Source organism: Isoptericola sp. BMS4 (assembly GCF_011634835.1).
GTDB lineage: Bacteria > Actinomycetota > Actinomycetes > Actinomycetales > Cellulomonadaceae > Isoptericola.
Map to the genome: position 1 here is coordinate 2,366,110 of NZ_SIRP01000001.1, position 16,591 is coordinate 2,382,700.

General features: G+C 75.2%; 17 protein-coding genes and 1 tRNA gene. 8 read left to right on the top strand and 10 right to left on the bottom strand.

Going from position 1 to position 16,591, the window contains the following annotated elements:
* Positions 1 to 105: 105 nt before the first annotated feature.
* The gene (locus EYB28_RS10545; protein WP_166847512.1) at positions 106 to 1,794 is read left to right on the top strand and encodes a metallophosphoesterase; all 1,689 of its coding nucleotides are present in this window, start codon (positions 106 to 108) and stop codon (positions 1,792 to 1,794) included.
* A 138-nt stretch (positions 1,795 to 1,932) separates the two neighbouring features.
* Positions 1,933 to 2,006 (top strand) — tRNA-Pro (locus EYB28_RS10550).
* 745 nt (positions 2,007 to 2,751) lie between these two features.
* Here the strand turns inward: EYB28_RS10550 and EYB28_RS10555 are convergent.
* Positions 2,752 to 3,378, bottom strand: a complete 627-nt coding sequence (locus EYB28_RS10555) for a hypothetical protein (protein WP_166847515.1) — start codon at positions 3,376 to 3,378, stop codon at positions 2,752 to 2,754.
* Between the two features lie 375 nt (positions 3,379 to 3,753).
* Here EYB28_RS10555 and EYB28_RS10560 point away from each other — a divergent pair, with 375 nt between their 5' ends.
* The 3 genes from EYB28_RS10560 to EYB28_RS10570 all read left to right on the top strand — a co-directional run bounded on the left by EYB28_RS10560 (position 3,754) and on the right by EYB28_RS10570 (position 5,779).
* The gene (locus tag EYB28_RS10560; protein ID WP_166847518.1) at positions 3,754 to 4,023 is read left to right on the top strand and encodes a Rho termination factor N-terminal domain-containing protein; all 270 of its coding nucleotides are present in this window, start codon (positions 3,754 to 3,756) and stop codon (positions 4,021 to 4,023) included.
* Positions 4,024 to 4,175: 152 nt separating this feature from the next.
* Positions 4,176 to 4,589 carry a YciI family protein gene (locus EYB28_RS10565; RefSeq protein WP_166847521.1) on the top strand — a complete coding sequence of 138 codons (414 nt, stop codon included), beginning with the start codon at positions 4,176 to 4,178 and terminating at the stop codon, positions 4,587 to 4,589.
* Entirely contained in the window at positions 4,586 to 5,779 is a 1,194-nt protein-coding gene (locus EYB28_RS10570; protein ID WP_240930498.1) for an RNA polymerase sigma factor, read from the top strand. Before EYB28_RS10565 ends, EYB28_RS10570 begins: the two co-directional genes overlap by 4 nt.
* A gap of 126 nt (positions 5,780 to 5,905) precedes the next feature.
* Here EYB28_RS10570 and EYB28_RS10575 read toward each other — a convergent pair whose 3' ends face one another.
* From EYB28_RS10575 to EYB28_RS10590, 4 genes are all read right to left on the bottom strand, one after another.
* Complete coding sequence (locus EYB28_RS10575) at positions 5,906 to 6,406, bottom strand: bifunctional 2-polyprenyl-6-hydroxyphenol methylase/3-demethylubiquinol 3-O-methyltransferase UbiG (protein ID WP_240930499.1); 501 nt, start codon at positions 6,404 to 6,406, stop codon at positions 5,906 to 5,908.
* A 52-nt stretch (positions 6,407 to 6,458) separates the two neighbouring features.
* Positions 6,459 to 6,881 carry a hypothetical protein gene (locus EYB28_RS10580; RefSeq protein ID WP_240930500.1) on the bottom strand — a complete coding sequence of 141 codons (423 nt, stop codon included), beginning with the start codon at positions 6,879 to 6,881 and terminating at the stop codon, positions 6,459 to 6,461.
* A gap of 88 nt (positions 6,882 to 6,969) precedes the next feature.
* Positions 6,970 to 7,971, bottom strand: coding sequence for a D-isomer specific 2-hydroxyacid dehydrogenase family protein (locus EYB28_RS10585; protein ID WP_166852164.1), 1,002 nt, complete (start codon positions 7,969 to 7,971; stop codon positions 6,970 to 6,972).
* Positions 7,972 to 8,193: 222 nt separating this feature from the next.
* Entirely contained in the window at positions 8,194 to 8,775 is a 582-nt protein-coding gene (locus tag EYB28_RS10590) for a DUF2231 domain-containing protein (RefSeq protein ID WP_166847527.1), read from the bottom strand.
* 140 nt (positions 8,776 to 8,915) lie between these two features.
* Between EYB28_RS10590 and EYB28_RS10595 the strand changes: the two genes are divergently transcribed.
* A complete protein-coding gene (locus EYB28_RS10595) occupies positions 8,916 to 10,691 on the top strand; it encodes an ABC transporter ATP-binding protein (protein ID WP_240930501.1) in 1,776 nt (591 codons plus the stop codon).
* 32 nt (positions 10,692 to 10,723) lie between these two features.
* Here EYB28_RS10595 and EYB28_RS10600 read toward each other — a convergent pair whose 3' ends face one another.
* Entirely contained in the window at positions 10,724 to 10,909 is a 186-nt protein-coding gene (locus tag EYB28_RS10600) for a hypothetical protein (RefSeq protein ID WP_166847530.1), read from the bottom strand.
* Positions 10,909 to 11,622, bottom strand: coding sequence for a class E sortase (locus EYB28_RS10605; RefSeq protein ID WP_240930502.1), 714 nt, complete (start codon positions 11,620 to 11,622; stop codon positions 10,909 to 10,911). The genes EYB28_RS10600 and EYB28_RS10605 overlap by 1 nt, the downstream gene beginning before the upstream one ends.
* 389 nt (positions 11,623 to 12,011) lie before the next feature.
* On the opposite strand from EYB28_RS10605, the gene EYB28_RS10610 reads away from it, so the two are divergent.
* Positions 12,012 to 14,180: a hypothetical protein gene (locus tag EYB28_RS10610; protein WP_166847535.1), complete on the top strand. Its 2,169-nt coding sequence runs from the start codon at positions 12,012 to 12,014 to the stop codon at positions 14,178 to 14,180.
* A 4-nt stretch (positions 14,181 to 14,184) separates the two neighbouring features.
* Positions 14,185 to 14,853 carry a class I SAM-dependent methyltransferase gene (locus tag EYB28_RS10615; RefSeq protein WP_240930503.1) on the top strand — a complete coding sequence of 223 codons (669 nt, stop codon included), beginning with the start codon at positions 14,185 to 14,187 and terminating at the stop codon, positions 14,851 to 14,853.
* On the opposite strand, the gene EYB28_RS10620 is transcribed toward EYB28_RS10615, so the two are convergent.
* The 3 genes from EYB28_RS10620 to EYB28_RS10630 are packed head-to-tail and all read right to left on the bottom strand — an operon-like array spanning position 14,810 to position 16,582.
* Complete coding sequence (locus tag EYB28_RS10620) at positions 14,810 to 15,676, bottom strand: MerR family transcriptional regulator (RefSeq protein WP_166847538.1); 867 nt, start codon at positions 15,674 to 15,676, stop codon at positions 14,810 to 14,812. The two genes, EYB28_RS10615 and EYB28_RS10620, sit on opposite strands and share 44 nt — an antisense overlap.
* Positions 15,677 to 15,726: 50 nt before the next feature.
* Positions 15,727 to 16,239: a VOC family protein gene (locus tag EYB28_RS10625; RefSeq protein WP_166847541.1), complete on the bottom strand. Its 513-nt coding sequence runs from the start codon at positions 16,237 to 16,239 to the stop codon at positions 15,727 to 15,729.
* Between the two features lie 34 nt (positions 16,240 to 16,273).
* Positions 16,274 to 16,582 (bottom strand): acylphosphatase, encoded by a 309-nt coding sequence (locus tag EYB28_RS10630; RefSeq protein WP_166847544.1) that lies wholly within the window; start codon positions 16,580 to 16,582, stop codon positions 16,274 to 16,276.
* Between the last annotated feature and the right edge of the window lie 9 nt (positions 16,583 to 16,591).

Genomic DNA, 16,591 nt, shown 5'->3' on the forward strand with positions numbered 1-16,591 from the left:
TCGGGATGCGTGCTCCTATCGTTCCTGGCCAGTACCGATGTGATCCATCACATCGGCGCCCGTCGCGCCGGCGGCGGAGGGTCCGGGGACGAGGAGGGTTCGACGATGCACGCACCTCACGATCGACGCCGCACCACCGGCGGCGCGCTGACCGCCGCAGCGCTCGCGGCCGCGCTGGCGGCCGCGGGCGCTGCGCCCGCCGCTGCCAGCGCGGCGGAGGGTGGGTTCACCCAGCCGCGGCACGCCTTCGACGGGTTCGCCGGGGGAGCGGGGGCCACCGCGCCGGACGGCTGGCAGGTGACCTACGAGAACACCGACGGCATGGCCGACGGCTGGGCGGGCTGGTCGTTCCACACGCTGGACGAGGTCGTGGACCGTTGGGGCACCGACCTGCGCCAGGCGTTCACGCGGGCGCACGGCACGGTCGCCGTCGTCGAGAGCGACCAGAACCGCCCCGCCTCCGGGACGTTCACGTCCGGCCTGACGTCGCCGTCGTACCCGGTCGAGGCCGGGACGACGTACGAGCTGCGCTTCGACAGCCACTACCGCCAGGGCGGCGCCGGGTACGGGCAGACCGCGGACGTGCGGGTCGCCTTCGACACCGGTGAGACGCGCACGCTGCTCGAGTACTCGAACGACGCGGACGCGGACAACGCGGGCGGCACCGTCGAGTCGCGGCGCGAGGCACTCGCCTTCACCGTGCCCGCCGGCGCGAGCAGCGCCCAGGTCACCTGGTCGTACCGCAACAGCAGCAACAACTGGTACTGGATGGTGGACAACGTCGAGCTCACCGAGCCGATGGGCGAGCCCGCGGCCGGACCCGTCACCACGATCGACGTGCTCAGCGACATCCAGGGCTCGGTCGGCAACCGGCACCTGCGCGACGACGCCTTGCCGCTGCTGAACGGCCTGCCGGACCCTGCCGACCTGCTCGTGGTCAACGGCGACATCACCAGCAACGGCTCGCAGGCCCAGTACGACGCCTTCCAGGCCGCGTACGACGCCGCGGGCGGGCACGTCTCCGGCGAGATGCTCCCCACGATCGGCAACCACGAGTTCTACGGGTACGACGGCTCCGACGTCTACCTGCAGAGGTTTCTCGACCAGTTCGGGCTCGGCGAGCCGTGGCAGGGGCGGGTGGTCGACGGCGTGCCCGTGCTCAGCATCGGCAGCGAAGGCTACGACTACGCGGCCCTCACCGGCAGCGGGCCGTTCGTGGAGCTCTCCGACGAGCAGTTCTCCTGGCTCACCGAGCGCCTCGCGTACTGGCGCGAGCAGGGCAGGCCCGTGCTGCTGTTCAGCCACGACGTGCTGCCGCGCAGCGTGTCGGGCACCTTCGCGAGCTTCTACCGCAACGACTTCGGTGCGGACGACGAGCGGTTCCAGCGGCTCCTGCTGGACAACCCGAACGTCGTGCTGTTCACCTCCCACACCCACTGGCAGCTCCAGCGCGACGACTGGGCCGTCGAGTACCGCGGCACCGTCGGCGAGAACACCGCCGAGCGCGGCGTGCCCGTCGTCAACACCGGGGCGCTGACCACCGCCTACACCCTCAGCGGGGACTGGGGCGAGACCGGTGTCGCCGAGGAGACCGCCACCGGGCTGCGGGTCTCCGTGTACGACGACCGGGTGCGCGTGACGTCGTACGACTTCCTCACCGGCGACACGATCGACCGGGTCGACCTACCCGTGCCGACCGGCGGCGGCGCGGACGCGCCGGGCCGGGGCCACGGCGGCAAGCCCGCGCGACCCGGCCCGCCCGACGGCTCCGGCCGGCCCGGCGACCTGCGCTGACGTCAGGACACGGCATCGTCCCGGCGGGCGTCGTGCCCCCGCGCCGCACGGCGCCCGCCGGGCCCGAGGCACGCGTGCCTCGATTGGGAGAATCCGCCCGCGCTGGGGTAATCTCTTCTCGGTTCGTTCGCGAGCCCACGGGCTGTGGCGCAGCTTGGTAGCGCACTTGACTGGGGGTCAAGGGGTCGCAGGTTCAAATCCTGTCAGCCCGACCGTGTGATGTCTCAGGACATCGGGATGGCCCGGACCCACGTTTGTGGGTTCGGGCCATTGTCATTTCTGGGTGCTGGTGCCGCGTGGCTGGTAGTCGCGGGTGAGGTCGATGGTGAGACACGCTATGCCGATGTCTTGAGACACCCCATTCCGATGTCCTGAGACTGGACACTGTCAGCCCGACCGTTGTGATGTCTCAGGACATCGGGATGGCCCGGATACCCATGAGTGGATCCGGGTCATTCGTCGTTTCTGGGGGGAGCGGCCGATACGTGTGGACGGCTTCGGGTGTGTCGTGCTCAGTGTGAGCGTCCGGCCCGGCCCGTGCGGGCCCGGAGACCTCCGTGGGCGGTCGTGGCGATGTCGTGGCCGATGGGTCCGACGGGTTCGGTGAAGACATCGGTGGCGTGGGTGGTGACCGGTGCATCCGCTGGTTCACGCGCCTCCGAGGCGATTCCATTCGCACGTTCTGGCCGCCAACCCATTTCTGGAGGTTGGTGCGGCGTGGCTGGTCGTCGCGGGTGAGGTCGATGGTGAGCTCGCGAAGGATCTCGCCGGTGGCGGTGTTGACGACGCGCGTGTCGTGGGGCACCCGTCAGCGCGCGTGGGCGAGGTCCGTGGTCTCGCGGTCGAGTGCGACGTGGCGATGGTCGATCACCATGCCGAGCGAGGACGTACCGACGCACACCCGGGCACAGAGCGGGCGACTGCTGGTCACGCGAGCACCGCGCCGTGCCCGGGTGGTCACGGCGCGGTGATGTCGACATCGGCGCCGTAGTCGTACAGGCGCCCCTGCGCCGTGGACCCGTCGGCGTCCGAGTACTCGACGGAGCGCAACCGCCCCTCGTCGTCGACCCACCAGGTCTCGGTCCGCTCCGACGACGTCAGCTCGTAGCCGGTCACGGCGACGCCGTCGACATCGCGCTCGCCGACCTCCTCGACCGAGGTCGCCGCGTCCGCCAGGTCCTCCTGGACCTGCGCCCAGTCCCACGCCCGGACGAGGTCCGGGAGCTCCTCGGCCGACGGCGGGCCGCCGTCCGGGTCGGCGGCCATCCCCGCGTCGTCGGTCCACACCTCGCGGCTGGTCGGCTCCTCGCTGTCCTCGGCGTAGGTGGCCAGCTCGAGCGCGGCGACAGCGCCGTCCTCGTACTCGATGGCGCCCTCGAAGCGCTGGCCGTCGTCGCTCTCGAACTCGAACCGCGCCGTCCCGGACTCGCGGATCGCCTCCGCGGTGCGGGCGCCGAGGGACTCAGCAGACTCCGGTTCCGGGCTGCACGCGGCCAGCAGGCCGGCCGTGCCGATCGCGCCGGCAGACGCCAGCACGAGCGAGCGGCGGATCCGGGTCGGCTGAGGTGTACGTCGCGAGATCATCTCCCGACCCTAGCCGCCGCCGGAGCCGTGAGCAGGCGCGACGCAGGCGGCCGGGGCCAAGGGAGGCGTGGCCGCCCGGTCGGCCGAGCCGATGAGAGTAGTCCGTCACCTCAGGGCGCAGTGTGCTGTCGCTCAGGGACACTCGATGTCGCCGACGCGGAGGGTGGCGTAGGCACGCACGGCCCTCGCGCCGGTGAAGGACCCGTTCCACATCACGAGGAACCTGATGCAGCCCACCGAGCGCGGCGGCGCGGCGGCCCTGACGACGCCCCGTGCCGGCGAGCACCACGAGATGCGACCGAGCGGTGTCGTGGTCAGGCTGGGACCGGCGGACGTCGTGACCGGCCGCCGGACCCGACGGGAGAGGAGCACACGGTGCCTCGACGAGACCCCGGCCCGAGCGTGAAGGACGACGAGCTCTACGAGGAGCTGCGCGACGAGGGCAACAGCAAGGAGAAGGCGGCCCGGATCGCGAACGCCGCGGCCGCGCGTGGCCGTGGCTCCGTGGGCCGCAAGGGCGGCCGGTCCGGAGCCTACGAGGACTGGACGGTCGACGAGCTGCGCAAGCGCGCCTCCGAGATCGGCATCGAGGGGCGTTCCAGCATGCGCAAGGGCGAGCTGATCGACGCCCTGCGGTCGCACTGACGAACCACCGCGAGGGTCGCGGGCCCGCCGCTGGGGAGTGCGGGCCCGCGACCCTCGCGGTGCTTCGTGGGTCGATGTCGAGAACCGCGCCACGGCTCCGTCCCCGGGACGTCGGCGGTGACACGCACCGCCCGGGAACGGAGGATGGACCCATGGCCAAGTACCTGCTGCTGAAGCACTACCGTGGCAACCCGGAGCCGGTCCCCGGCACCGACGTGCCGATGGACCGGTGGTCCCCGGACGAGATCAGCGAGCACGTCGCGTTCATGGAGCGCGTCGCGGACGACCTCAGGGAGCGCGGGGAGTTCGTCGACGCGCAGGCGCTGTCGCCGCGGGGCACGTTCGTGCGCTACGACGGCGAGGGGCGCCCGCCCGTCACCGACGGCCCGTTCGCCGAGACGAAGGACCTCGTCGCGGGGTGGATGGTGATCGACGTCGACTCGCAGGAGCGCGCCCACGAGGCCGCGGCGCACCTCTCCTCGGCCCCGGGCCCGGGCGGTCGGCCGCTGTTCGAGTGGATCGAGGTGCGCCCGTTCCTCACCGACGCCGGCGAGGTCACGGGGTGACCGGCCCCTGTCTGCGGGACGAGCAGCTCAAGGAGCTCGTCCCGCAGGTGCTCGGGGCCCTGGTGCGCCGCGGCGCCGACTTCGCGTCGGGCGAGGACGCCGTCCAGGAGGCCCTGGTCGAGGCCGTGCGGCGCTGGCCGGCCGGCGGTGTCCCGGCAGAGCCGAAGGCCTGGCTCGTCACCGTCGCGTGGCGCAAGTTCCTCGACGCGCGGCGGGCGGCGTCGGCCCGTGCGCAGCGCGAGGTCCGCGTGAGCCTGGAGCCGCCGTCGGGCCCGACGGAGCAGGGGGACGACACCCTCCTGCTGCTCAGCAGGTGCTGCCACCCGGCCCTGTCGCCGTCCTCGGCGGTGGCGCTGACGCTGCGTGCCGTGGGGGGACTCACGACGGCGCAGATCGCCCAGGCGTTCCTCGTGCCGGAGGCGACGATGGCGCAGCGGATCTCGCGCGCCAAGCGGACCGTGACGGGGGAGCGCTTCGGGGTCCCGGGGGACGCGCGCGCCGTGCTGCGCGTGCTGTACCTGATGTTCGACCGCGGGTTCACCGACGGTCCGGCGGGCGCCGTCGACCTCGCCGCCGAGGCGATCCGGCTGACGCGGCAGCTCGTCGGCGCGTCGCACGGCCCGGAGCGCGACGACCCGGAGGCGGCCGGCCTGCTGGCGCTCCTCCTGCTGCACCACGCCCGGCGGGACGCGCGCACCACGGCATCGGGCGAGCTCGTGACGCTCGCCGAGCAGGACCGCGCCCTGTGGGACACGGCCATGGTCGCCGAGGGCGTCGCCCTGCTGCGGGGCGCGCTCGCCCGCGACCGCCTCGGGCCCTACCAGGCGCAGGCCGCGATCGCCGCCCTGCACGACGACGCCGCGACGTGGGAGGAGACCGACTGGCCGCAGATCCTCGAGTGGTACGACGAGCTCGTGGCCCTCGAGCCCCGCAACCCGGCGGTCGGGCTCAACCGCGCGGTCGCCGTCGGCCACGTCGACGGCCCGCTCGCCGGGCTGCGCCTCGTGGAGGGCCTGGCGCCGGACCTGCCGCGGCGGGACGCGACGGCGGCCTACCTGCACGAGCGGGCGGGGAACCTGGCCGAGGCGGCGAGGCTGTACGCCGCGGCGGCGGACGCCGCGACGAGCAGCCCGGAGCGGACGCACCTCACGGTGCAGGCGGGCCGCCTGCACCACGCCACCCGGCGCTGACCCGTCGCACGCAGGTCAGGCGGCCGGGGGAGCGGCAGGCAGCCGCAGGCGGTACCACCGCGGCCGCGTGCGGTTCATCGGCCAGCCGAGCCCGGCGGTGTCCGCGTCACGCACGTCGTCCAGCTCCTAGCCCTCGAACGCGGCCACGACCTCGGCCTCGCCGACGCCCTCGACCAGGCGCCGCCACCGGGTGGGCCCGAAGGCGAGCATGAGTACGGTGGCGCCGGGCGAGGCGAGGGCTGTGACGCCGCGTGCCTCGGCGGCCCGGGAGGCGGGGTCGAGGCCCTGGAAGCAACCGATGTCGACGAACAGGTCGAAGGACCCCAGGCCGGCCGCCGGAAGGTCGGTGACGTCACCGACCACGTAGGTCACGCCCGGGCTCCCGCGGCGCCGCGCAGCCTCGATCGCGCGAGGCACGACGTCGATCCCGACGGCGTCCCAGCCGCGGCGCGCCAGCTCGGGGGTGTACTGGCCGCGCCCGCACCCGAGGTCGAGCGCCCGGCCGAGGGGCCGCGTGCGGTCCGCCTCCTCGCGGTCGAGCACGGCGGCGACGCTGGGCGCGGCGGCCTCGGCGTACCCCTCCCACGGCGTGATGCCGAGCCGGTACATGCGCGTGTACTTCGTCACGCCCCCCAGTGCACCACGCGGCGGCGCGCACGGCGCCACGGCCGCGGCGCGGTCACCCGCAGCTGTCGCAGACCCCGGTCGCGGGCAGCGCCATGAAGCACGTCGGGCAGACGGCGACGACGGGCTCCGGGGCCGCCTGCTTGCGGGCGGGGGCGCTCGCGGCCCGGCGCCGGGGCTGCGCCGTGCGCCGCGGGGCGGCCGCGGCGCGGGCAGCGACGGGCGCGGTGGCCTCGAAGCCGCACTTGCGCAGGATCGCGACGGCGTCGACCTTGGCGTCGACGAGCTCCTCGGCGGCGGCGGGGCGGCCCGTCGCGTACCGGTGGGCGACGCCGAGGATCGCCTTGGAGTCGTACGTCCGCCCCTCGTGGACGAGGGTGTAGCCCGGGGCCGGGGTGTAGCCGTAGACGCCGACGAACGCGTCGGCCCCCCGGTCGTCGTGCTCCTCGATCGCTCGGAGGATGTGCTGGCGCGTCACGCTCGAGAAGGTAGCCACGGGTCCCAGGCTAGTCGCGCCGGAGCACGCCGAGAGCCGCTTCGGCGCGACTGTGGCGAGGACCGCACCGTCAGTACCCGGCGGTCGGGTCGACGACGCCCTCGAGGCCGTCTCCGGCCACGAACCGGGCGAGGTTGCGCTCGACGCGCCGGCGCAGCAGCGGGTCGACCATCTCCGGGGTGTCCGCCGTGTGCGGGGTCACCAGCGCGGTCGGCAGGTCCCACAGGGGGTGCCCGTCGGGCAGCGGCTCGGGGTCGGTGACGTCGAGCGCGGCCGCGCCGAGGTGCCCCGAGCGCAGCGCCGCGACCAGGGCGTCGGTGTCGACGAGCGCGCCGCGGGCGACATTGACCAGGGTCGCGCCGGGTCGCATCGCGGCGATCTCGGCCGGGCCGAGCAGGGCGCGGGTCCGGGGCGTGAGGGCCGCGGCCAGCACGACGACGTCGGCGCGTGCCAGCTCCTCGATCAGCGTCGAGGCGAGCTGGTCGCCCGCCACCACCCGGTCGGCGCCCGGCACCGCGACGGGGTGACGTCGCACCACGGTGGTGCGGGCGCGGAACGGCGCGAGCAGGCGGAGGAACGCGCGGGCGATGCCGCCGGCCCCCACGACGAGCACCCGGGCGTCGTACAGCGACGTCCCGGCCTCGTCGCCCCACGTGCGGGCGCGCGCCCGCTCGGGCAGGCGGCGCAGCGCGGCGAGCGTGAGGGCGAGGGCGTGCTCCGCGACCGGCTCGGCGAAGGCGCCCTTGGCGGACGTCCACGTGACGCCGCCGGCCCGCCCGTCGATGAGGCCCGCCTCCAGAGCGGCGTCCACGCCCGCGGACGGCAGCTGAACCCACCGCGTGCGCGGCGCGGCCGCCAGCGTCTCGCCGAGGCCGGCCACGCCCAGCGGCCCGAACCAGACCAGCCCCTCGGTCCGCGGCCCGACGGGCACGAGCCGTGCCCCGGCGTCGGTCACGGCCCGCGCCGCCCACGGTGGCGCCTCGGGCGCGACGGTGACGCCCGGGCCCGCGGTCCCGGCGCTCACGTGCCGTGGCCCCGGCCCGTCGGGGGCCGGGTGGGTCGAGTCCTGCATCGTCACCGCTGGCGTCTCCTCGCTCGTCCTGCGTCGTCGGCCGTCCGCTCGTCCCCGGGTGCCGGGGAGCGGACGCGGTCCGGGGAGATGATCACACATCCGCCCGAGGAGGCCGTGCCCTGGGCCCGGGCTCCGGTCCCGGCGCCGCGAACCGGTGGGCGGCGCACGCCGACGCACGGGCCGGGGCCGGGCAGGGCGGCGGACGGGCGCGGCGCCGCTCGCTCAGCCGCGCGGCGTCGCGCCGGGGACCGACGTGGGCTCGTGCAGGGACTGGGCGATGTGCCCGCCGAGGTAGGCGCCCGCTCCCGCCACGGCGAGGGCCCCGAGAGTCAGGGCCGTGCCGGCGCCGTGCCGTCCGCGGCGTCGCGCGAGCCACGACCCGGTCGCGAGCAGATTGCCGAAGCCGTTCACGGCGGCGTGCACGGCGGCCACCCGCCGGGCGGCAGGGCCGAGGGCGTTGAAGTCCGTCAGGCCTGTCAGGGCCGTCGGGACGGACGCGAGGACTCCCAGCCCGAGGAGCCGGCGGGCGGCTGGCCTGTGGTCCGTCGGACGGGTGACGTCCAGCAGCGCCGTGGCGGCCCACAGCCCGACGGGCAGGTCCGTGAGCACCCCGTGCGCCGGGTGGCCGAGCGACCGCCCTCGCAGCTCGTCGTGGAGGCGCCCGGGCCGGGGCACGACGGCCGCAGCGACATGGTCGAGAGAGTCCGCGAGGGCGTCGAGCCCCGTGGCCCGCTCCAGGCGCCGGGCCTGGTCGTCGAGTGGGCTCGTCCCGGTGGCGGTCCTGTCGTCGGTGGTACGGCTCATCGCTCCTCCTGCGGCGGTCGTCCGCCGAACCTATGACAGAGCGGTGGCGCTCGCCCGGGCGGCGCCCCCCGTGCCGGCTCGTGCGGTCGCTGGGCGGCCGTCCCGGCCGCGCGGCAGGGGGCTGCCGATAGAATCGATTCGTGCGAAGGAAAGCCCTTACCGGCGTCCCCGACCATCCTCTCCTCGACGGCCAGCGGCCCGTCCGCTCCCTGCTGCGGCTGCTGGGCACCCAGCCGCGGCGCATGACCGTCGCCCTGTGCGCGTTCGCGGTCAAGGAGACGCCCCTGTGGTTCCTGCCGGTGATCACCGGCGCCGTGATCGACGTCGTCGCCGACGGAGGCCCGGTCACGTCCGTGCTCGTCTGGTTCGCCGTCGCCGTCGTGCTCCTCGCACAGCACTACCCGAACCACCTGCTGTACACCCGGAACTTCATGTCGGTCGTCCGCGGCACCGGGGCCACGGTGCGCAACGCCCTCGTCGAGCACCTGCAGTCCCTGTCGATCGGGTACCACTCGAGGGCCAGCGCCGCGGTCGTGCAGAGCAAGGTGGTGCGTGACGTCGAGAACGTCGAGCTCATGCTGCAGCAGGTGACCCACCCGCTGCTGTCGGCGCTGATGGTCGTCGTGGGCGCGGTGACGATGACCGTGATCAAGGTGCCGCAGTTCCTGCCCGTCTACGCCCTGGCCGTGCCCGTGGCCCTGCTGATCCGCCGCGGCATGGCGCGGCGCTCGCGGGCGCGCAACGAGGCCTTCCGCCGCGAGATCGAGGGGTTCTCCGCCCAGGTGGGCGACATGGCCACCCTCATCCCGGTGACGCGGGCGCACGGCCTGGAGCGCACCGCCGCCACCCGCGTGGCCAGCGGTGCCGACGACGTGCGTCGCGCGGCCCTGAGCCTCGACATGCTCAACGGTCGCGTCGCGTCGGTGTCGTGGGTCGCGATGCAGCTGCTCGGGGTCTGCTGCCTGGTGCTCGCCGCCGTCGTGTCGCTCACGGGCCTGGTGCCGATCACGCCCGGCGAGGTCGTCCTGCTGTCGACGTACTTCGGCCTGCTCACGCAGGGGCTCACCCAGGTGCTGAACCTCGTGCCGGTCACGGCCCGCGGCGTCGAGTCGGTGCGCTCGGTCGCCGAGGTGCTGGCCGAGCCCGACCTGGAACGCAACGCCGGTCGACGCACCGTCGGCGAGGTCCGCGGCGACCTGCGGCTCGAGCACGTCTCGCACCGCTACCCGGACGCCGAGGACGACGCGCTGCACGACGTCGACCTCGAGGTCCGCGCGGGCCAGACCGTGGCGTTCGTCGGCTCGTCGGGGTCCGGGAAGTCCACGCTGCTCAACCTCGTGCTCGGGTTCGTGCGCCCCACCTCGGGGCGGATCCTGCTCGACGGCGCCGACATGGCAGACCTCGACCTGCGGACCGTGCGCCGGTCGGTGTCGGTCGTGCCGCAGGAGTCGGTGCTCTTCGAGGGCACGATCCGCGAGAACGTCGCCTACGGCCTCGACGACCCGTCCGACGAGCGCGTGCTCGCCGCGCTGCGGGACGCCAACGCGCTGGACTTCGTGCGGGAGCAGCCGGACGGCTGGGACACCGTCGTCGGGCAGCGGGGCAGCCGCCTGTCCGGCGGGCAGCGCCAGCGGCTGGCGATCGCCCGCGCGCTGGTGCGCGACCCGCGGCTGCTGTTCCTCGACGAGGCGACCAGCGCCCTCGACCCCGAGTCGGAGGCGGCGGTGCGCGACGCGCTGGACCGGCTCATGGCCGACCGCACCACCCTCGTCGTCGCGCACCGGCTGTCGACGGTGCGCCGCGCCGACCGCATCGTGGTCCTCGAGCGCGGGCGCGTGGTCGAGGTGGGCACCCACGACGAGCTGCTCGTCGCCGGCCGCCGCTACGCGGCGTTGCACGCCGCCCAGGCCGGCTGACCGGGTCGACCGACCGCGGGGTCCCGGTCGTCTCAGCCGACGCCCGGGTCGCCCGGCTCGCCGAGGTTCGGGTCGCCCTGCAGGATCGCCATGTAGGGGGCGACGGCCGGGAAGACCCACTCGAACAGCACGACGACGACGCCGGCGAGCAGCACGAGGGCCTGCAGGGTGCGCCAGAACAGGTTGCCCGGCAGGTGGCGGAAGATCCAGCCGTACATCACGCGCCTCCGTTCTCGAGCACCTGCTCGGGGGTGCCGTCCTCGCGGGCCATCCACCCGACGAACGACGCGTACGTGATCCACCGGTGGTCGTTGCCGTACTCGCCCAGCGTGAGGGAGTGACAGGTCGTGAGCGTCAGGAGCCGGTCGGTGGGCTCCTGGTCCGGGTGGTGGGGGACCGGCGCCACGACCTCGACCTGGTCGGGCGTGACGATCTCCTCGCTCATGACCTCGTAGACGTACCAGGTGTCGGCGGTCTCGACGATGATCTGGTCGCCCTTCTCGAGCTCGTCGACGTGCCGGAAGGAGTTGCCGTGCGTGCGGCGGTGCCCGGCCAGGGCGAAGTTGCCGACCTCGCCCACCTGCTGGGACTTCTCGTAGTGCCCCGCGAGGGCCTGGTCCAGCACGTCCTGCCCGGTGCCCTCCACGACGGGCATCGCGTTGTTCGTCAGGCCGTACCACTCGGGCACGATGAGGGTGCCGATCGTCTCGCCGTACCCGACCTGGTCGGGGACCGGCGGCGGCTCGTCGGTGACGAGCCCCTCGGGTGCGGGCTCCGTCTTCGCCGGTGTGAGGTCGTGGCGGAACTCGTCCATGATCTCGGTGGCCTGGGCGGAGGCCTCCACCGAGGTCCACCACAGCTGCCAGACGACGAACAGGCCGAGGAACACCCCGACCGTGATCAGGAGCTCCCCGAGGCCGCCGACGATCACACCACCGGCGCTTCGGCGACGACGGCCATGGGCACCGGCGGGGGCGACGTGTCTCACACCCGCATATTACGTGGTCACGGGCCTGCCGGGACAGGTGTCCGCCGACCGGCGCGCCGGTCCGCCGGCCTGCGCCGGCGAGGGCCGCGTGCGGCCCGGCGGACGGTGCGCGCGCCCCGCCCCGGACGACGCTCCGTGGCGCCGAGACGCTACAGTGACGCCGGCCCCGCCCGGGACGGCACCGGGTGGCGCCCGTGCGACGGCGTGCGGGCACGTCGGGGCCAGGCAGGCCCGGCGGCGGGTCCGACGGCAGGTCCACGACAGACGGTGAGGGTGCGGTGCGCGCAGGCAGGACGACGACGCGAGGGCGGGCCCGGCATCGCGGATCGGCCGTGTCGCGGCGTGCGGGGCTCGTCGCGGCCCTGGCTGCCGCGCTGGCGGTGGGGCCCGCCGTGCTGCCGGGCACCGATCTGTCCGGCACCGATCTGCCCGGTGCCGCTGCCGACGAGGGGCTGGCCGAGTCCTCCCGCAGCAGGTACGTGCTGGAGGCCGACGCGTCCGAGGTCCGCGCGACCGTGACCACGACCATCCGGAACACGACGCCCTCCAGCGGCGGCTACGTCTACTACTACGACCGCTACGGCATCCCGGTGCCCGCGGGCGCCGAGGACGTCCGCGCCGCGAGCGGCGGGGCCTCGCTCCCGGTCGCGGTGACCGCCACCGAGGACCCCAGCACCGCGCTGGCGACGGCGTCGTTCTCCGCCCTGAACTACGGCCGCTCGCGCACGATCGAGTGGAGCTTCACGATCCCCGGCGAGCCGGTGCGGTCCGACGACCGCACCCGAGTCGGACCGGGGTACGCCACGTTCGCCGTGCAGGCGACCGGCGACCCCGGGCAGACCTCCGTCGACGTCGTCGTGCCGAGCGCGATGACGTTCGACACGACCGGCGACACGTTCACCCCGAGCAAGGACGGGCGCACCACCACCTACCGGGCGACGGAAGCCACCGACGAGCACGGCATCTGGGCCGTCGTCTCCGCCCGCGACCCGGAGCAGGTCGAGACGCGGGAGGTGACCGTCGGTGACGCCACCGTGACGCTGCGGGCCTTCCCCGGGGACCGCAGATGGCTGCGGTTCGTCGCCGCACAGGTGGAGCGCGGCCTGCCCGCACTGGAGGACGTCGTCGGGCAGCCGTGGCCGGGCGGCCTGCGCACGATCCGCGAGGACGTCTCGCCACAGGCACTCGGGTACGCCTGGTTCGACGCGCAGGCCGACGAGATCGTCGTGCCCGAGGACCTGGACGCGGCGCTGCTCTACCACGAGCTCTCGCACGCCTGGCTGCACCCGGACCGGCTCGGCGGCCGCTGGCTGTACGAGGGCCTCGCCGAGACCGTCGCCTACCGCGTCCTGGACCGCACCGGCGCCCGGGGCAGCGATCCCCGCGAGACGCCCGACCGGGACGACGACGCCGCCCTGCCCCTCACGTCGTGGCGCGAGGGCGAACCCTCCGCCGAGACGGAGGACTACGCCTACGCGGCCTCGTACACCGCCGTGCGGCGCCTGCTGGGCGACCTCGACGACGAGACGTTCGCGCAGGTCGTCGCCGCCGCGCTGGCAGGGGAGAGCGCCTACGAGCCCGCCGGGTCGCTCGAGCACAACCAGGCACGCACCGACTGGCGCCGGTTCCTCGACCTCGCGGAGGTGCGTGGCGGCGTCGAGCACGGCGCGAAGACGTACCGCACCTGGGTCGTCGACGGCGACCAGCGCCGGCTCCTCGCCGACCGTGCCGACGCCCGCGACCGGTACACCGAGCTCGACGACACGGACGGCGCCTGGCTGCCGCCGCTGGGCGTGCGCGAGTCCATGACCGGGTGGGAGTTCGCCGACGCCGTCGACGCCGTGAAGTCCCTCGCGACCACGGCCGAGGAGGCGGGCACCGTGCAGCAGGCCGCGCGGTCCGCCGGCCTGACCGTGCCCGACGCCGTCCGCACCGCGTACGAGGACGCGAGCTCGGCCGCCGAGTACCGCGAGCTCGCCTCGACCCTGCCGCGGGCGACCGACGCCCTCACCGCCGTCGGGAACGCCGTCGCGCAGGCCGACCGGGAGCGGGACCCCGTCTCCCGCCTCGGCGCGGTCGTGCTGCGCCTGGACGCCGGGGCACGGGCGTCGCGGCAGGAGCTCGCCGCCGGGGACCTCGCGGCGGCGACGACCCGCGCCGAGGGCGTCACGGACCGCGCGGGCTGGGCGACCGGCGCCGGCGCGGGCGTCCTCCTGGCCGCCGCGGCCGTCCTCGCGGCGCTCGGGGTCCTCGCCCGCCGCGGCGCGCGCCGTCGCGGCGCCCGGGTGACGGCCGCGCAGGCGCCCGACCCGGGTCCCGGTCTCGCAGCACCGGCCGGGGACGACGCTGACGCGACGACGCCGGCCACGGACCGTGCCACGGACCGTGCCACGGACCAGGGGACCGGACAGGGGACGGGCCGGCGGACCGTCCAGGACGCCGGACGGTCCGCGGACGAGGAGACGGACCGGGACACGGACCCGGACGGCGTGCCACGCTGAGACCGTGACGGGAGACGCGGCGAGCACCACAGGCGGCGGCCGGCGTGCGACGCGCCTGCGCCGGCGCTGGGACCGGGAGGCGGCCGACTACGACCGCCTGTTCACCAGGATCGAGGGGCGCATGTTCCCCGACCTGCGGCGGCGCCTGTGCGGCCTGGCACGCGGCGAGACCCTCGACGTCGCGGCCGGCACCGGGCTCAACCTGCCGCACTACCCCCGGTCCGTCACCGCCGGGCACCTCACGGCGGTGGAGTGGAGCCCCGGCATGCTCGACGTCGCGCGCCGCCGGGCGGACGCCCTCGGCCTCGACGTCGACCTGCGGGTCGGCGACGCGCAGCGGCTCGACCTGCCCGACCGGTCGTTCGACACCGTGGTGTGCACGTTCTCGCTGTGCGCCGTGGCGGACCACGAGACGGCGCTCGCGGAGATGGTGCGCGTGCTGCGCCCCGGCGGCCGCCTGCTGCTCGCCGACCACGTCGCCTCGACCGTGTGGCCGCTGCGCGCGCTGCAGGCCGCCGCCGACCTGGTGAGCGTCCCGTGGGCGGGTGAGCACTTCGGCCGGCGCCCGATGCGCTGGGTCGCCGCCGGTGACCTCGTCGTGGAGCACCACGAGCGCACCCGCGCGGGCGTCATCGAGTGGGTCGCGGCGAGGGTCCCCGCGGCGGCGGGCTGACCGCGGGCGGCCCGCTCGCCGGCCACGTCGCTCGCTCCGGGTCGACGCCGTGGGCGCGGGCGTTGGACTCGACCGCGTCCCGCAGCCAGCGTGCGAGCCCGGGAGCGAGCGCGTCGTAGTGCGCGGCGAAAGCTGCGTCGTCCACGAACATCCGGCCCAGGCACACGTGCATGGCGTGCGTGCAGGCGAACGACGCCTGCAGCATCGCCCGGTGCCGCTCCGCCAGGGCGCGCGCCTCGTCGCCCGCCGGGTCGAGCCCGGCGCGGCACGCCGCCGCCAGGTCCGCCTGCACGGCGTCCGCCTCGCGGGCGAGCCGGTCCCAGTCCTCGCGCGTGCGCCCCGCCGCGCGCTCCGCGTGCTCGGCCCACTGCTCCGAGTCGCCCCACCGGCGGCGCGCCCCGGCCACGTGCTCCGGTGTCCACCCCGCGCCGAAGAGCGTGGCCTGCTCCGCCTCCGACAGCGGCAGCCCGCCGTCCCTGGCCTCGGCCAGCCGGTCGAGGGCGTCCGCCACCGTCCGCAGCCGGTCGGCCCGCTCGCGCACGCGGTCGCGCAGGCCGAGCAGGGTCCGGGTCGCCTCCTCGGCCGGGGCGTCCAGCAGGGCGGGGATCTGCTCCAGCGGCACGTCGACGTCGCGGTACACCTGCACGCGGCGGAGGCGGGCGACGTCGCCCGGCGTGTACAGGCGGTAGCCGGCCGCCGAACGCCGGGAGGGCCGCACCAGCCCGACGGCGTCCCAGTGGTGCAGCGTGCGCACCGTGACGCCGACGGCGTCCGCGGCGGTGCCGACGGTCCAGCCGTCGTCGTCGGGACATGCCTCGGTCACGCCGCCAGTGTGGCACCGCGCCGCCGGCGGTGCCGTGGGCGGGCGCGAGGTCACGGCCGGTCGATGCCGATCTCGCGCAGGGCGGCCGCCTCGGCGCTGTCGGGGTCCCACGGGCGCGCTGCCGTCATCACCACCCGGGTGCCCTCGGGCGTGACGACCTCCAGGTCCACCGTGTTCCACGGGGTCGTCCGCGGGCCGGTCGTCGAGCCCGCCAGCACCTGCTCGCAGGCCGCCGCGATCTCGTCGACCTGGTCGAGGACGCAGGAGAAGGAGACCGTCTGCGCCGGCGCCTGCGCGGCGGGCTCGCCGGCGACGAGCAGGACGTCCTGGAACGCCCAGCGGCGCAGGTGCACCATCGGGCTGGGCGAGACGCCCGGCACCGCGAAGAGCTCGAAGAAGCCGAGGCCGCGCACCCAGAAGTCGCTCGACGCGGCGACGTCGGCGCTGGGCACGGTGACGAACATGGGCATCCCGTAGATGCCGCGGAAGAGCTCGGGAGCGGGCGCACCCGGGACGGGCTGGGGGACGGGGCCGAGGCTGAAGGCAGGGAACGTGTCGGTCATGCGCCCCACGGTGGGCCCTGACGCCGCGTCAGGGTCAAGCGTGCGGTGGGCGCCACCCGTGCGGGTCGGGGCTCGGGGCCTCCGCGAAGCCGGTCCCGCCACGCACCGGCAGGGACGTCACGTCCGCGGCGTCCACCACCGCGCCGGGCGGGCCGGCCCGCAGGAACGCCAGCATCTCGTCGACGTCCTCCGGGGCGCCCTCCACCTGCGCCTCGAGGGTCCCGTCCGGCAGGTTGCGCACGAAGCCCGTGACACCGTGGCCCAGCGCGGCACGCACGGTCGCGTACCGGAACCCGACGCCCTGCACACGGCCGCGCACGACGACACGCCGGCGGACCCGCATGCCCCCAGG

Bases quoted from the DNA above. Each gene is read 5' to 3' on its own strand.
- EYB28_RS10545 (WP_166847512.1), top strand. From the start codon at position 106: ATGCACGCACCTCACGATCGACGCCGCACCACCGGCGGCGCGCTGACC.
- EYB28_RS10555 (WP_166847515.1), bottom strand. From the start codon at position 3,378: ATGATCTCGCGACGTACACCTCAGCCGACCCGGATCCGCCGCTCGCTC.
- EYB28_RS10565 (WP_166847521.1), top strand. From the start codon at position 4,176: ATGGCCAAGTACCTGCTGCTGAAGCACTACCGTGGCAACCCGGAGCCG.
- EYB28_RS10585 (WP_166852164.1), bottom strand. From the start codon at position 7,971: ATGCAGGACTCGACCCACCCGGCCCCCGACGGGCCGGGGCCACGGCAC.
- EYB28_RS10590 (WP_166847527.1), bottom strand. From the start codon at position 8,775: ATGAGCCGTACCACCGACGACAGGACCGCCACCGGGACGAGCCCACTC.
- EYB28_RS10600 (WP_166847530.1), bottom strand. From the start codon at position 10,909: ATGTACGGCTGGATCTTCCGCCACCTGCCGGGCAACCTGTTCTGGCGC.
- EYB28_RS10625 (WP_166847541.1), bottom strand. From the start codon at position 16,239: ATGACCGACACGTTCCCTGCCTTCAGCCTCGGCCCCGTCCCCCAGCCC.
- EYB28_RS10630 (WP_166847544.1), bottom strand. From the start codon at position 16,582: ATGCGGGTCCGCCGGCGTGTCGTCGTGCGCGGCCGTGTGCAGGGCGTC.